The organism is Brevundimonas sp. MYb52 (assembly GCF_002979535.1).
Taxonomy (GTDB): Bacteria; Pseudomonadota; Alphaproteobacteria; order Caulobacterales; family Caulobacteraceae; genus Brevundimonas.
Window position 1 is genome coordinate 1 of sequence record NZ_PCPB01000009.1, and the last position, 14664, is coordinate 14664.

12 protein-coding genes and 1 pseudogene are annotated in these 14664 nt (G+C 69.7%); 8 read left to right on the top strand and 5 right to left on the bottom strand.

All coding sequences use genetic code 11. The annotated features are described in order from the left end of the window. From CQ039_RS10740 to CQ039_RS10750, 3 genes and pseudogenes are all read right to left on the bottom strand, one after another. Positions 1–617, bottom strand: a pseudogene (locus CQ039_RS10740) (hypothetical protein); the annotation flags it as partial. A gap of 77 nt (positions 618–694) precedes the next feature. Further along, entirely contained in the window at positions 695–1750 is a 1056-nt protein-coding gene (locus CQ039_RS10745; protein ID WP_105564856.1) for an ABC transporter substrate-binding protein, read from the bottom strand. Positions 1751–1800: 50 nt separating this feature from the next. Beyond that, positions 1801–2919, bottom strand: a complete 1119-nt coding sequence (locus CQ039_RS10750; protein WP_105564857.1) for an energy transducer TonB — start codon at positions 2917–2919, stop codon at positions 1801–1803. Positions 2920–3760: 841 nt separating this feature from the next. Between CQ039_RS10750 and CQ039_RS10755 the strand changes: the two genes are divergently transcribed. Both CQ039_RS10755 and CQ039_RS10760 read left to right on the top strand, forming a co-directional pair. Further along, positions 3761–4855, top strand: a complete 1095-nt coding sequence (locus CQ039_RS10755) for a DUF5694 domain-containing protein (protein ID WP_105564858.1) — start codon at positions 3761–3763, stop codon at positions 4853–4855. A gap of 219 nt (positions 4856–5074) precedes the next feature. Beyond that, complete coding sequence (locus tag CQ039_RS10760) at positions 5075–6421, top strand: IPTL-CTERM sorting domain-containing protein (protein ID WP_105564859.1); 1347 nt, start codon at positions 5075–5077, stop codon at positions 6419–6421. Positions 6422–6507: 86 nt separating this feature from the next. Here CQ039_RS10760 and CQ039_RS10765 read toward each other — a convergent pair whose 3' ends face one another. Then, positions 6508–8322 carry an ABC-F family ATP-binding cassette domain-containing protein gene (locus tag CQ039_RS10765; protein WP_105564860.1) on the bottom strand — a complete coding sequence of 605 codons (1815 nt, stop codon included), beginning with the start codon at positions 8320–8322 and terminating at the stop codon, positions 6508–6510. A 109-nt stretch (positions 8323–8431) separates the two neighbouring features. Here CQ039_RS10765 and CQ039_RS10770 point away from each other — a divergent pair, with 109 nt between their 5' ends. Continuing rightward, positions 8432–9016: a TetR/AcrR family transcriptional regulator gene (locus tag CQ039_RS10770; protein ID WP_105564861.1), complete on the top strand. Its 585-nt coding sequence runs from the start codon at positions 8432–8434 to the stop codon at positions 9014–9016. Beyond that, positions 9013–9351: a multidrug efflux SMR transporter gene (locus tag CQ039_RS10775; RefSeq protein WP_105564862.1), complete on the top strand. Its 339-nt coding sequence runs from the start codon at positions 9013–9015 to the stop codon at positions 9349–9351. Before CQ039_RS10770 ends, CQ039_RS10775 begins: the two co-directional genes overlap by 4 nt. 40 nt (positions 9352–9391) lie before the next feature. Here CQ039_RS10775 and CQ039_RS10780 read toward each other — a convergent pair whose 3' ends face one another. Beyond that, positions 9392–9700, bottom strand: a complete 309-nt coding sequence (locus CQ039_RS10780; protein WP_199183676.1) for an endonuclease domain-containing protein — start codon at positions 9698–9700, stop codon at positions 9392–9394. Positions 9701–9830: 130 nt separating this feature from the next. Here CQ039_RS10780 and CQ039_RS10785 point away from each other — a divergent pair, with 130 nt between their 5' ends. From CQ039_RS10785 to CQ039_RS10800, 4 genes are all read left to right on the top strand, one after another. After that, positions 9831–10301, top strand: a complete 471-nt coding sequence (locus CQ039_RS10785) for a YcgN family cysteine cluster protein (protein ID WP_105564864.1) — start codon at positions 9831–9833, stop codon at positions 10299–10301. A gap of 28 nt (positions 10302–10329) precedes the next feature. Then, on the top strand, positions 10330–12747 hold the full coding sequence (locus tag CQ039_RS10790; protein ID WP_105564865.1) for a PAS domain-containing protein: 2418 nt from the start codon (positions 10330–10332) through the stop codon (positions 12745–12747). Between the two features lie 76 nt (positions 12748–12823). Continuing rightward, entirely contained in the window at positions 12824–13471 is a 648-nt protein-coding gene (locus tag CQ039_RS10795; protein WP_146113544.1) for a hypothetical protein, read from the top strand. A gap of 19 nt (positions 13472–13490) precedes the next feature. Next, on the top strand, positions 13491–14615 hold the full coding sequence (locus tag CQ039_RS10800; protein ID WP_105564867.1) for a DNA-packaging protein: 1125 nt from the start codon (positions 13491–13493) through the stop codon (positions 14613–14615). Positions 14616–14664: the final 49 nt, after the last annotated feature.

A 14664-nucleotide genomic window follows, 5' to 3' on the forward strand; every position in this document is an offset into this window, starting at 1 on the left:
TCAGCCGGCGCCGGCGGGGGGGCTTCGGCGGCGAAGTATTCTGTCGGAGCCTGAGCCGGAGGAGGGGCCAGGGCGGGCGCGGCGGGCGTTGGCGCGGCGGCGCGTGCGCGGCTCCACGGCGCGCCGACCGGGGCGGGCGCCGGCTGAGGCGGGACCTCGGGCTGGAACTCAGGCTGAGGCTGGGGCGCGAGATAGGGTTGCGGCGCAGCGACGGGACGCGGCTGATAGGCGGGGGCCTGTGGCCCGACCCAGGCGCTGGCGGGCGTCAGGCCCTGGCGCTGCGGCGCTTCCGGCGCAGGGGCGTAGGTCGGGGCCATGCCGCCATGCGGGATGACCGGCGGCCGAGACGGGGTGTTGGCGGCCATGACCGGCGCTGAAGCCAGGGCGGGCGCCGCAGGGGCGGGAGGCGCCGCCTCGGCCGCCGTGGCGGGGCGATACGACCGGCCGGGCCAGCTGAGATAGCGCAGACCGGCGGCGCCGGCGCTGGATGGAACGGGGCGGGGCGCAGCGTTCTGGGAGGTGTTCTGGGGCGCAGACGCCTGGGCCGCGGCAGGCGCGGCGGCGCCCAGGGCGCAGGCCCCGGCGGTCAGGGCGGCGATGATGGCTGGGCGTCGCACGGACGGCCTCCTGCTGCGGGACGGCGTTCAGCGTCCAGACTAGGCCGTGACGGCTTAATCCGCTGCTAACGCCGGTCTCAGCCCCGGCCGGGCAGATACTGGACGGTGAAGGCCTCGCGCCAGTCGGGGGCCGAGGCATAGGCGGCCTCCGTCTGTTCGGCGAAGGCCTGCCAGCGGTCGGCGGTCATGGCGCCCAGGCCGTAGAGGGCCGCATCGCCGCCATCGACCACGGCCTCGGTCTTCAGGCTGTCGCGGACGGCGTTCAGCAGACGCTGGTTCAAATCCGGGTTGGCTCGCCTGATCAGGGCGTCGCCCTTGGTCCCGTCGCCGTGGACATAGTCGCGCCAGCCCTCGACCGAGGCGGCGATGAAGTCGCGCAGGGCCCTGGCGTTATCGCGCGCGAAGGCGTTGGGGGCCAGAACCAGGCCGCCATAGGAGGGGTAGCCGTCGTCGGCGGGGATCAGGACGCGCGGGGTAAAGCCCGCCTCGCGCGCCATCAAGGTCGGGTCGCCCGTCGTCAGCCGCCCGACCAGCACCGCCTTCGGATCATCGCGGAAGGCCTTGAGGTTGTCGTCCGGCGCACCGGACCTGGCCTGATCGGCGGTCAGTTCAAAACGGGTCCGCAGCCAGTTCCAGAACCCGGCCTGATCGGCGGGGCTCATCAGGATGGGCCGATCGCGCAGGGCCGACAGGGTCTCCAGCGGCTGATCGGGGCGGGCCATCAGGACTACGGGGTCCTTTTGCAGGAAGGCGGCGACGGCCTTGACCGGGGCGCGGTCGGCGATCAGCCGCAGGGGCGCGAAGCTGTCGGCGCCGACGGCCAGTTCGACGGCGCTGGCGGCCAGCAGGGCCGGGACATCGGCCCCGGCGGCGCCGGTCAGGATCTCGACATTGAGGCCGCGCCGCTCATAGGCCCCGGTGGCGATGGCCTGATAGAAGCCGCCGTGGGCGGCGGTGACGGGGCCGCCCGCTGCGAGGCGCAGACGCACCCGGCCCGATTCATCGACCGGCGCCTCGGTGCGGCCGCAGGCGGCCAGACCGCCCAGAAGGCCGCCAAGGACGCCTGCGCCGGCGGCGCCCTGGATCAGGCGGCGGCGGGACGGTCCAGCGGGGGAGGGATGGGCGCGAGTCATCTCGTCTTGGTTTAGGGGGCGGGGCCGAATTTGGGAAGGTCGCGCGGGCCTCAGTCGATATTCGGCTGCTCGTCGCCCTGGGGCAGCCGGAAGATGACGCGGTCGGTGCAGCGGATGCCGGCGACATGGCCCGGCGTGGCGCGACCGGCGCGGACGATGTTGCGCGCGGCCTCGCCAAAGGCGGCGGCGGGCTGGGCCTCCAGCACCTCGATGGCGCCGGGTTCGCCCCAGGAGGCGATGTCGTAGCGGACAATGGCCCAGCCCTCGATGCCGCGCCGCTGGAAGGCCGTCGGATAGGTCAGGCGAGCATGGGTGAAGCGGGCGCGAAGTTCGGCGGGGCAGTTCTTCAGCGGGTCGCCGGTCGGCTCGGGCTCGGGCGTGTCGGACAGGGTCGCGCCCTGGCGGGTCCAGGCGCCGATGCAGCCCCGGCGCGGGGCGTCAGGCTGGAAGGTGCTGGCGACGACGACGCGGCGGATCTCGGCGTCCAGTTCCGCATCGCCCGAGGAGGCCAGGGTCTCCACGTCCGAGGTGCGGCCGTCGCGGGTGACGTTCCAGCGGGTGACGCTCCAGCCCAGGCCGCCGGGCGGGATGCGGCCCGCGTCCGGCGACGGATAGACGGCCACGTCGGGGCGCGGACGGGTGCGGCAGTCGTCGCCCGGACGCGCCAGGGCGCGGACCACGGCGGCAGGCCGCGCGCGATCGACGGCATAGGCGAAGGCCAACTGTTCTCGGCTGGCCTCGGCCAGCGGGCGGGGCGTCAGGCTGATGGTCATGGTGCAGTCGGCCTGGGCCCGGCCGGGAGCGAAGCGATAGGCGGCCAGGGTCGCCTGGTCGTCTTCGGTCGGATTGGGGCGCTGCGCGGCGGGGAGCGGACGGATGCTGCGTGGGCGGCCTTCTTCATTGATCGAGAAGCGCAGGGTCTGGGTGGAGGGCTCGCGGTCGAATGCGGACGACATGGGCAGGACGCGCGGCGACAGGCGCTCGGCGTAGATCGGCTCGACCCGGCGGCCGGCGCAACGCACGGCGGCGTCGCGGGCGATCAGCAGCGGCGACGGGGCGTCTGCCGGCGAGACGATGACCGGCGAGACCCGAACCTGGGCCAGGGCCGGACTGGTCAGGCCGGCGCTCGCCAGCGCCAAGGTCGTCGCGGCGATGAAGTGTTTGGACATTGATGATCCCCCCAGATCCATGACCAGACCCACGGTCAGATTCGCCGTCAGCGTGAGCGGCGCGCCCGGCCTTGTCTATCGGCGGTGTGGGACGGATGGCGAGGCGGCTTGTCGCATCGCCGCCCCCTGTGGACGGGCCCGAAATTGAGCGAGGGGACGAGACCCGGGCCGAAGCCCTGATCGCGTCCCCTCGCCAAGTCCGGGTTGGACCTGGCCGTCTGGGTTCGGGCCTAGCCTTTTCCGAAGCGAAGATCCGTGTCCGGACGCAAGCGCCCGAACCGGTTTCGCTGCGGCGACGTCGGGCGAACCCGGCGGCGTCGGCTGGTCTCCTGGCGGCTCCTGGTCGCGTCGGGGGCGTCGTCGGGACGCACCGTCTTCGAGCCTGGCCTGGTTCTCCGCAACCCCCGCGCCGAGGCGCTGAAGGATCGGGAGCCTGTGGCCCTGCCTCGGTGTCTCCGCATCCTCCGAGGAGGCTTGGGACCCTAGGTCAGGGAGCCGGGTCGGTTCGCTTGAAGTCCCGCTAACCCATTGCTGAGTTTGGGATTTCTGCGCCGCCGTGTCCCGTTGGCCTGTTGACGGTCTCGCGAAATCCGCTATCCGGCAAGCGCCCGATTCGGAGCGGCTGTGTGGAACTGTCCCAGCCCCTGTGGGCAAGCCTGTGGATAGTCGTGGGCGGATGGAATTCGCGCTCGCGGATCAGGGTTTTGCGGCCGTCCACAGGAAAGCGGAAGGGCGCCGAAAATGAGCGGGATTTAACGAGGCGAGGCGCGACCTTTCGTCTAACGGTCGCGCTTGAGCCGTCCCTGGCGGCGCGTTCTGTCCTTCAAGGTTGCCTGTTGTGATGACTGTTCGTTCTTCCGCCCGTCTTCTGGCTCTGGGCGCGATTTTGGCTCTGGCAGGGGCGTCCGCCGCCGCCGCCCAGACCTATCGCCCCGTCTTCCACCCTGACCAGTTGAAGGGGCCGCCTGCGGGGCCGCTCAATCAGGTGCTGGTGGTGGGCTCGCCCCACCTGGCCCAGATGGGCGACGCGGTGAAGGCCGAGATGCTGCCGCCGGTGCTGGATCGCCTGGCGGCCTGGGAACCTGAAGTGATCGCCATCGAGCACGTCTCGGGCCTGCAGTGCGACGCCATGCGCCGCTATCCGCAGCGCCACGCCGTGTCGATCAGCGACTATTGCCCGGACGTCAGCCATGCCGGTCAGCAGAACGGCCTGGACGTCCCGGCGGCCAACGCCGAGGCCGAGCGGCTGCTGGCGCAATGGCCAGCGGCGCCCACGGCTGAACAGCGTCGCCGTCTGGCTGCGGTCTTCCTGGCGGCGGGCGAGCCGACCTCGGCCCTGGTCCAGTGGCTGCGGCTGGCCCCGGCCGAGCGCCGCGAAGGCGAGGGGCTGGACGCGACCCTGGCGGCGCAGTTGAACGCCCAGGTCGACAGCCTCAACGAGAGCGATTCCGTCGCCGCCGTCCTGGCCGCGCGGCTGGGGCTGGAGCGGGTGTGGAGCGTCGACGACCACTCGGCCGACCGCTATCCGGCGGACGTCAGGGGCTATGCCCGGGCCATCCGCCAGGTCTGGAACAATCCAGCGAGCGAAGAGCGCAAGGCGGCCGAGGCGCCGTTCGAGGCCGGGCTGTCGCAGCCCGACGGCCTGCTGAACCTCTATCGCTACTACAACAGCCCCGAGGCCATGCGCCGGGCCTATGAGAGCGACTTCGGCGCCGCCCAGAAGGACGCGTCGCCCGAGGGCTTCGGCCGGATGTATCTGGCGAACTGGGAGACGCGGAACCTGCGGATGGTCGCCAATATGCGCGACGTCATGGGGATGAAGCCCGGCGTGAAGATGCTGACCCTCGTGGGCGGCTCGCACCGGGGCTACTACGAGGCCTATCTGAACCAGATGCACGACGTGGTTCTGGCGGACGTGAACGCGGTGCTGCGCTGATCGATTGCGGCTGACGGCGCGTCCGAACTGGGACTGGAAGGTCTGGGGCGCGGCGCCGTCAGTCGCTTCGTGCCTCCATTTCCGGGACGGGCCGCCGTCAGTCCGCGCCCTGGGATCGGCAGACGACGTCGATCGATGAAAAGCTTTGCCTTACGCCGAATAGCAAAGGTATATTTTTGTAAATTATCGAATCAATGTTCTTCAAAGGCGAGAAGCTCGATGCGATTCAACGGGGGCGGGGCAGTCCGCATTTTGGGTTTGGCGGCGATCGTCGCCTGTGGGGCAGGCGCGGCCCAGGCTCAGCAGATCGTGGAATTCCGGCTGCGGGGGCCCAGCGGCGCCAACGACGAATACGTCCGCGTCCACAACCAGACCGGCGCCCCGATGACCGTCGCCGCCTCGTCGGGCGGGGGGTGGGCGATCGTCGCCTCGGACGGCGTGGCTCGCTGCACGATTCCCAATGGGACGGTGCTGGCGGCGGGCGGCTCCTTCCTGTGCGCCAACAGCGTGGCCTACTCCTTGGGGGGCATTCCCTCGGCCGTCGCCGACGCGACCTATACGACCGACATTGCGGACAACGCCGGCATTGCGCTGTTCGACAATGATGCCGGCAATTACAGCCTGGCCACGCGGCTGGATGCTGTCGGCTCCAACAGCGAAGTCAACACGCTCTACAAGGAAGGCGTCGGCTATCAGGCGCTGACGCCCTTCAGCATCGACTACGCCTTCGTCCGCGATCGCTGCGGCAAGGGCGGCTCCATTACCGCCAGCACGGCCTGCACCTCCGCAGGCGCGCCGCTGGACACGGACGCCAACGCTGCCGATTTCGTCTTCGTGGACACCAATGGCACTTCGGCTGGCGCAGGGCAGAGACTGGGCGCGCCCGGGCCCGCCAACCGGACGGCGCCGGCCAGCGGAGGCAGCACCTTCACGACGGCTCTGTTGGACACCTGCAGCGCCGCCAATGCGGCGCCCAATGCGGTGCGCGGGTTCCTGTCCGATCCCGCCAACAATTCCACCTTCGGCACGCTCGACCTTCGCCGCACGTTCACGAACACGTCGGGCGCGCCGATCACCAGCCTGCGTTTCCGCATCATTGATCTGACGACCTTCCCCGCGCCGTCCGGCTATGCTGATCTGCGCCCTCGCACCTCGACCGATGTCGTGGTTGCGGTGGACCGCACCCCCTGCGGCAGCGGAACGAGCAATGCGACCGTGGCGGGCACGACGCTGTTGCAGCCGCCTTCGCAGCCCAACGGCGGCGGTTTCAACAGCGTGCTGACGGTCCCGAGCGTCACGGCCGGAACGCCGCTGGCCCCCGGCGCATCCATCGACGTGCGCTTCCTGCTGGGTATTCAGCAAGACGGCACTTCGCGCTTCGCCGTGGTCGCGGAAGGCGCCCCGACGGGCGGCGGCGTTTTCGAATACTGCGACGGCGCCGACTGTCCGGCGCCGCCCACCCCCACCCCGGTCCCGACGATGACCGAGTGGGCCATGATCCTGTTCGGGGTGATCCTGGCGGGCGGAGCGGCGCTCCACATCCAGCGGCGTCGCCGCTTCGCCTAAGGCGCTCTGCCTATCTGTTCAGCGGCCCCGTCGGTGATCCCGATGGGGCCGTTGTCGTTTTGGGTCTGTTCAGGCGCGCGCCCGGGTCACCCCGCCAGCGCCGCCTTCTTTTCTTCCAGCTCCAGCCAGTCCAGTTCGGCGGCTTCGAGGTCGGCGCGGGCCTTGTCGGCGGCCTTCATGGCGCGGTCGAAGGCGGCGGGGTCGCGGGTGTAGAGGCTCTGGTCGGCCAGGATGGCGTCCTGCCTGGCGATCTCGACCGGCAGGGTCTCCATCAGCTTTTCGACCTCTTCCAGACGGCGAGCGTCCTTATACGAGAGCTTCGCATTCTTTTTGGGGGCGCGGTCAGAAGGCTCCGCCTTCTCGACCCGACGCGCCCCTGGCGCGCTCTCGGCGTGGGTCGGGGGCGGGGCGAGGAAGGTCGGGTTCTGGCGCAGGAAGTCCTGCCAGCCGCCGGGGGTTTCGACGATGTCGCCGCGCCCGTTCATGGCGATGGTCGAGGTGGCCAGGCGGTCGACGAAGTCGCGGTCGTGGGACACCAGGATCAGGGTGCCGTCATAGCCCTCGAGCAGCTCTTCCAGCTTGTCGAGGGTGTCCATGTCGAGGTCGTTGGTCGGTTCGTCGAGGACCAGCATGTTGGCGGGCTTGGCCAGGGCGCGGGCCAGAAGGAGGCGGTTGCGTTCCCCGCCCGACAAGGTCGAGATCGGCTGGCGCAGCTGGCTTTCCTGGAACAGGAAGTCCTTGGCGTAGGCGGCGACGTGCTTGGAGAAGCCGCGCACGATGATGCTGTCGCCGCCGCCGGGCGTCAGGGCGTCCCACAGGGTCATGTCCGACTTCAGCCCCTCGCGCGACTGATCCAGATAGACGGGCTCCAGATTGGCGCCGAGGCGGACCGTGCCCTCGTCCGGCGTCAGCTCGCCCAGCAGGGTCTTGACCAGGGTGGTCTTGCCCGCGCCGTTGGGGCCGACGATGGCCAGACGGTCGCCGCGCATGACGCGGGTGGTCAGGCCCTTGAAGATGGTCCGGTCGCCGAAGACCTTGGTCACGCCCTTCAGCTCGGCCACCAGCTTGCCCGAGACCGTGCCGGAATCGACGCCCAGATAGAGGTCGCGCGGGACGTCCTTCATCTTCTCGGCGCGTTCGGCGCGCAGGGCGGCCAAGTTGCGGGCGCGGCCCTCGTTACGGGTGCGACGGGCGGTGATGGAGCGGTAGAAGGTCTCGGTCTCGCGCTCGATGGTCTTGGTCAGCTTTTCGAGGGCCAGGGCCTCTTCTTCCTGAACCTTGGCGGCCCAGTCGTCGAAGGCGTCGAAGCCCTTGTTCAGGGTGCGGACGCGGCGATTGTCCAGCCAGTGGACGGTGTTGGTCACCTTGTTCAGGAAGGCGCGGTCGTGGCTGACGACGAGGACGGCGAAGCGGGCCTGAACCAGCTCGTTCTCCAGCAGTTCGATGGCCAGGATGTCGAGGTGGTTGGTCGGCTCGTCCAGCAGCAGGACGTCGGGCTCTTCGGCAAACGCCTTGGCCAGGGCGGCGCGGCGGGTCTCGCCGCCGGACAGGTTCTGCGCCGGCTTTTCGGGGTTGAGGCCGAAGGTGGTCAGCCAGCTTTCGGCGGTCCAGCGCTCGGCGCCGCCGGAAGAGGCGTAGTCCAGAAGCGTGTCGCCCGCGATCTCCGGCTCCTGCGCCACATAGGCGAAGCGGGTGCCGGCCTGGACGGCGCGGTCGCCGCTGTCGGCCTCGACCAGACCCATGACCACCTTCATCAGGGTCGACTTGCCGGCCCCGTTGCGACCGACCACGGCGGCGCGGCTGCGCGGCTCGACCGCCAGATCGACCCCGTCGAACAGGGGGCGCTGGCCGTCTTGCAGACGGACGTCCTTGAGAGCGACGAGAGGGGGGCGAGCAGCCATGAAGACGATGCGACCGATAAAGCGGGAAGGAGGGGCGTCCCTATAGACCGAAGGGGGTGCGACAAGCCATCGCTTGATTACATACCAACTGGACGGTATTGCGTGCGGCATGGACGCTCAGACTCGCCGCCGCGCGCCGGAAGCCACCCGCGCCGAGATCATCGACATGGCTATCGAGGCCGCTGCCGAGGAGGGGGCGACCGGGTTGAAGCTGGACGCGGTGGTGTCGCGCCTGCCCTTCAGCAAGGGCGCCCTGCTGCACCACTTCCCGACCAAGCTGGCCTTGCTGGAAGGCGTGATCGACCATCTGGCGTCGGAGATGACGGCGGCGGTCCTGGCCGAGGCGTCGCGCGACCCCAACCCCTATGGCCGCAATGCGCGCGCCTATCTGCGGGCGACGGTCAATGATCCGGTGACCGACCGCGACGTCAGCATCGGCCGGGCGGCCCTGGTGGCCTGCGCGGTGGAGCCCAGCCTGATCGCGCGCTGGCGGGCGGCGATGCGGACCCTGGCCGAGGACGACCCGGTCGATCCGGCGGGCAAGGACGACGCCCTGATGCTGCGGCTGATCGCCGATGGCCTGTGGATGAGCGACCTGTTCGGCACCCATGAGGTGTCGCCTGAACAGCGCCGCGCCCTGCTGTCGCTGCTGACGCCGGGCAGCATCCTGACCGAAGTCCAGGCTTTCGAATGAACCCGATCACCTGGGCGGCCCTGTTGGGCGCCATCGGCTTCGAGGTCATGGGCACGACCCTGTTGCAGCAGTCGCAGCAGTTCACCCGACCCTGGCCGACGGCGGGGCTGGCGGTTTGCTACGGCCTGGCCTTCTACCTGCTGACCATTGCGCTGAAGCAGATGCCCGTGGGCTTGGCCTACGCCATCTGGAGCGGGCTGGGGGTGGTGCTGATTTCGGTGATCGGCCTGTTCCTGTTCAAGCAGAAGCTGGACCTGCCGGCCATCATCGGTCTGGTGATGATCGTCGGCGGGGTGGTGGTGATCAATCTGTTCTCCAAGAGCGTGACGCACTGAGGTTTTGATCCTCCCCCGCGAACGGGGGAGGATCGAGGGGTCAGCGGGTGCGGGACAGGACGAGGGTCCAGATGGAGTGGGCCACTGCGTCGGCGTCGTTCAGCACGTCGGCGGCGGCGTAGCGGATGACTTGAATGCCTTGAGAGCGCAGCCAAGCGTCGCGCCGGTCGTCATGGGCAGGGCTGGAGCCGGTTCCATGGATCAGGCCGTCGATCTCGACCGCCAGACATAGGCGAGCGCAGTAGAAGTCGAGGATATAGGGGCCGATCGGGTGCTGGCGGCGAAAGCTTGGCAGACCTTCACGCCGTGAACGCAGACGCGTCCACAGCGCGGCTTCTGGCGGCGTCATCGCACGACGCAGACTCCGGGCGCGTTTTTCTGTAAGGAGCGGCGCTCTCATGGCTCAGCGTACGCACATTTCCGCCCCCTCCACCATGCTATGCATGGTCCCCCTCCCCCGCTGCGCAGGGGAGGATTGAATGGAACGTCCCTTCTGGGAAACAACACCGCTGACGGAGATGTCGGCCGCCGAGTGGGAGAGCCTGTGCGACGGGTGCGGCCTGTGCTGCGTCATTCGCTTCGAGGACGAGAACACCGGCGAGATCGTGCCGACGCGGGTGCACTGCAAGCTGTTCGACCCGGACAAGTGCACCTGCTCGGACTACGCCAACCGGCAGGCGCATGTGCCGGACTGCATCAAGCTGACGCCCGGCAAGATCGGGGGGCTGCGCTGGCTGCCGCCGTCGTGCGGCTATCGTCGGGTGCATGAGGGGCGCGGGCTGGCCTGGTGGCACCCGCTGATCTCGGGCGATCCTGAGACGGTGCATACGGCGGGGGTGTCGATCCGGCGACAGACCATCTCGGAGACGGCCCTGGCCACCGAGGAGGACGCCCTGGATTTCGAGGCGCCGGAGTGGATGCTGGAGCGCGGCGGCGACGCTAACGAATAATTCGTCGTGCGGGGTGTAGGGGGCGATTATGGGGATCGTGGTTACGCAGGGGACATCGGGCGAAGCGGTCGGGCGGGACGCCTTTGACCGGCTGACGGCGATCGCCTGCGCGGCGTTCGACGCCCCCCACGCCATGATCACGGTGCTGGACGACGACCTGGCCGTGTTCCAGTCCGGGGTCGGTCTGGACGAGACCAGCGTGCCGCGCCTGCAAAGCGTCAGCCACGTGCTGGCGGGCATGGGGCCGGACGCCGTCGTGGTGGTCGAGGACGCCCTGAGCCATGCCGGCTTCTGCAACCATCCCATGGTGGTCGGCGCGCCCGGCGTTCGCTTCTTTATCGGGTCGACGGTGTGCGCGGCGGACGGCCAGCCGGTCGGCGCCATCGGCGTGATGGACGTCAAACCGCGATCCCGCCCCACGGAGGCGCAGTTCAAGCTGATCCGCGAACTGGCGGGCATGGCCGGTCAACTGCTGGAACACGCCGAGGCGGTGCGGCAGGAGAAGGCGCGTCTGGAGACGCTGCGTCTGGCCGAGGACATGGTCGGGGTCGGACGCTGGCGCTATGAGGTCGCCTCGGGCGCGGTGACGTGGTCGGACGAGATCTATCGCATCCACGGCCTGACGCCGGGGGCGTTCACGCCCTCGCTGGAGGACGTGTTCGGCCACTATCACGCCGACGACCGGGCCGAGATCCAGCACCTGGTCGAACGGGCGTTGAAGACGGGCGAGGGCTATAGCTTCAAGCTTAGACTGATCGGGACGGACGGCGTCGAGCGGGTGGTCGCCGCCGAGGGCGCGACCGAGAAGGACGCCACGGGCCGGGTCGTGGCCCTGTTCGGCGTGCTGCAGGACGTGACCGAGCGCGAGCGCCTGCTGCGGGCGGCCCAGACCAACGAGCGGCGCTATCGCCTGCTGGCCGAGAATACCGGCGACGTCATCACCCGCGTCAAGATGGACGGGTCGAGCAAGTATATCTCGCCGGCGATCCAGCAGCTTCTGGGCTGGACCTTCGAGGAAATGAGCGGCCAGTCGACCGACTATGTCCACCCTGAGGACGGGCATCTGGTGCTGGGGGCCATCGGCAAGGCGGTGAAGACCGGCGAGCCGACGCGGCTGGAACACCGCGCCATGCACAAGAACGGCTCGGTGATCTGGGTCGAATGCACCTTCAAGGCCCTGCGGGACGAGAACGGCCACGTCGACGACGTGGTGGTGGTCATTCGCGACATGACCCAGCGCAAGGCCCTGGAGGCCGAGGTTCTGGAGGCCAAGGAGACAGCCGAGGCGGCGGCGCGGGTAAAGAGCGAATTCCTGGCCAACATGAGCCACGAGCTGCGCACGCCCCTGACCAGCGTGATCGGCTTCTCGGGCCTGTTGCAGGGGTCTGAAGCCCTGCCCGACGAGGAGCGGACTTACGTCGAGCGCATCGCCACGGCGTCCGAGGCCCTGCTGGGGGTGATCAATGACATCCTCGACTATTCCAAGCTGGAAGCCAACGCGATCGAGATGGACCCCGAGCCCTTCCAGGTCGCAGCCCTGGTCGATGGGGCGGCGGCCATCGTCGAGGGCCAGTGCGTGGCCAAGGGGTTGAATCTCAAGGTGGTGGTCGACGCGGCCATGCCTGAGGTGCTGACCGGCGACGCCGGGCGGCTGCGTCAGGTCATGCTGAACTTCCTGTCCAATGCGGTGAAGTTCACCGGAAAAGGCGGCGTGACGCTGCGGGTCGGCGGACGGCCCGAGAGCGACGGCCGCTGGCGGATGCGGGTCGCGGTGACGGACACCGGCATCGGCATTCCCGCCGAGAAGATCGAGGTCCTGTTCCAGCGGTTCTCGCAGGCTGACGCCTCGACCACGCGCCTTTACGGCGGCACCGGGCTGGGGCTGGCGATCTCGCGGCGCCTGATCGAGATCATGGGCGGCGAGATCGGGGTCGACAGCAAGCCGGGCGAGGGGGCGACCTTCTGGTTCGAGACGCCCCTGGCCCAGGGCGGGGCGGTCGGGCGGCTGGCCAGCGGCGACGACGACATGCCGGCGCCGGGCGGGATGGTCGGCGGACGTATCCTGATGGCCGACGACGCGCCGGGGAACCGCGAGCTGGTCAGCGCCATCCTGCGCGGGCTGGGGCTGGAGATCGACACCGTCTGCGACGGGGCCGAGGCGGTGCAGGCCATGCAGACCGGCGCCTATGACCTGGTGCTGATGGATGTGCATATGCCGGTCATGGACGGGCTGGCGGCGACGCGGGAGATCCGGCGGATGCAGGCGGGGAGCGGGCATCGCACCCCGATCCTGGCGCTGACGGCCAACGTCCAGGCGGACCAGGTGGCGCGCTGCCTTGATTCCGGCATGGACGGACATCTGGCCAAGCCGATCCAGATCCCGGAGCTGGCCGGGGCCCTGGCCCACTGGCTGGCCGGCGGCGATCCGGCGGCGTTGGCGGGGTAGGCGACGACATTCCTCCCCATTTTATGGGGAGGTGGCGCAGACGCGCAGCGGATGCGACGGAGGGGGCGACGCCGCCTTGTCCGTGTACCGTGCTTCAGAATGCCGACCGCGGCGCCGCCCCCTCCACCGCTACGCGGTCCCCCTCCCCATGAAATGGGGAGGAAATGAGAAGCCATGTGGTGGCGGCTATCGCAGTCTGCCTTCGCAAACCCTGCAAATTTCCGGGATTGGTCCGGGCTCGCGGCTGTTCGCCAGCCTGGGGACGCTGGTCGGCTATGGTTCAGGCATGGCGGGAAAAGCGGATGAGGCGGCGTGGCTGGCGGCGGTCTTCGACCGGCTGAAGGCCCTGACCGATCAGGCGATCGCCGTGATCGCAGCGGCCGAGCCGCCGGCCGATGTGGCCGAGGCCGAGAAGCGGGCGCGGGCCGTCGGGGTCCTGGCGCGGACGGCCAAGGCGGTGGCGGCGCTGAGGCCCGCGCGCAAATCCCGGACTTCCGAAGAGGATGAAATGAGCGAAGACGATCGTGATGTCAGCGACGCCGAACTGGCTGGGCTCCAGGCCGAATTCTTCGCCCGTGTCGATCATCTCGTCGCAGCCTTCGAGCGCAAGTCCCTTACTGCGGGACTGGATCGAGGGGCTGCCGCGCGAGGCGAAGATCCGGGCGCTGCGGGCGGCGATCCGGGCGACGCCGAGGCTGAACGACGAACAGATCTGGCCGCGTGAGGTCGACTGGCGGACCTGGGTGCTGCTGGGCGGGCGCGGGTCGGGCAAGACCTTCGCCGGGGGCTTCTGGTTGAACGAACTGGCGCGGCAGAAGGACTGGACCTTCGCCCTGGTCGGGCCGGCGCTGCATGACGTGCGCGAGGTCATGGTCGAGGGACCGTCGGGGCTGAAGGCCCAGGCGCCGTTCGACAACCGCCCGCGCTGGGAGGCGGGACGCAGGCGGCTGATCTGGCCCTCCGGGTCGGCGGCCTATGCCTTCTCGGCAGAGGACCCGGACAGTTTGCGCGGGCCGCAGTTTCACGCCGCCTGGGCGGACGAGTTCTGCGCCTGGAGGAATATCGAGACGACGCTGTCGAACCTGAGGTTCGGGCTGCGGCTGGGGGCGGACCCCAAGCTGGCGATCACCACGACGCCGCGGCCGATCCCAGCGCTGAGACGCTTGCTGGCCGAGCCGGGGGTGGTCAAGGCGCGGCTGGCGACGCAGGCCAATGCCGAAAATCTGGCGCCGGGCTTCCTGGCGCATCTGAAGACGCTCTACGCCGGGACGCGGCTGGAGGCGCAGGAGATGGAGGGGCTGATCGTCGAGGCCGACGGCGCCCTGTTCCGGGCCGAGGATCTGGCGCGGGCGCGGGGCAACCGGCCGGCGCGGTTCGAGCGGGTGGTGGTGGCGGTGGACCCGCCGGCCAGCGCCCACGGCGACGCCTGTGGGATTGTCGTCGCGGGGCGAAAGGACAAGGCCGGCTATGTGTTGGCGGACCGTTCGGCGCGGGGCCTGTCGCCCGCCGGATGGGCGCAGCGTGTCGCCGAGACGGCGGCCGAGTTCGACGCCGACCTGGTGCTGGCCGAGGCCAATCAGGGCGGCGAGATGGTGCGGACCCTGCTGGGGCAGGCAGGCTGCGAGGTGCAGATCAAGCTGGTCCACGCCAGCCGCTCGAAGAAGGCGCGGGCCGAGCCGGTGGCGGCCCTCTACGAGCAGGGGCGGGTGGTCCACTGCGGGGCCTTTCCGGCACTGGAAGAAGAGATGATGGCGCTGGGGAGCGAGGCGCCGGGGGGCAAGAGCCCGGACCGCGCGGACGCCCTGGTGTGGGCGCTGACGCACCTGCTGCTGGCCGGGAAGACGCAGCCGAGGCTGCGGGCGCTGTGACAACTTTCCTCCCTGACGCGGAGCGATGGGGAGGTGGCGCGGCGCCGAA

Coding starts and splice junctions, on each gene's coding strand:
- CQ039_RS10745 (WP_105564856.1), bottom strand. CDS start 1,750: ATGACTCGCGCCCATCCCTCCCCCGCTGGACCGTCCCGCCGCCGCCTG.
- CQ039_RS10750 (WP_105564857.1), bottom strand. CDS start 2,919: ATGTCCAAACACTTCATCGCCGCGACGACCTTGGCGCTGGCGAGCGCC.
- CQ039_RS10755 (WP_105564858.1), top strand. CDS start 3,761: ATGACTGTTCGTTCTTCCGCCCGTCTTCTGGCTCTGGGCGCGATTTTG.
- CQ039_RS10760 (WP_105564859.1), top strand. CDS start 5,075: ATGCGATTCAACGGGGGCGGGGCAGTCCGCATTTTGGGTTTGGCGGCG.
- CQ039_RS10765 (WP_105564860.1), bottom strand. CDS start 8,322: ATGGCTGCTCGCCCCCCTCTCGTCGCTCTCAAGGACGTCCGTCTGCAA.
- CQ039_RS10770 (WP_105564861.1), top strand. CDS start 8,432: ATGGACGCTCAGACTCGCCGCCGCGCGCCGGAAGCCACCCGCGCCGAG.
- CQ039_RS10775 (WP_105564862.1), top strand. CDS start 9,013: ATGAACCCGATCACCTGGGCGGCCCTGTTGGGCGCCATCGGCTTCGAG.
- CQ039_RS10780 (WP_199183676.1), bottom strand. CDS start 9,700: ATGACGCCGCCAGAAGCCGCGCTGTGGACGCGTCTGCGTTCACGGCGT.
- CQ039_RS10785 (WP_105564864.1), top strand. CDS start 9,831: ATGGAACGTCCCTTCTGGGAAACAACACCGCTGACGGAGATGTCGGCC.
- CQ039_RS10790 (WP_105564865.1), top strand. CDS start 10,330: ATGGGGATCGTGGTTACGCAGGGGACATCGGGCGAAGCGGTCGGGCGG.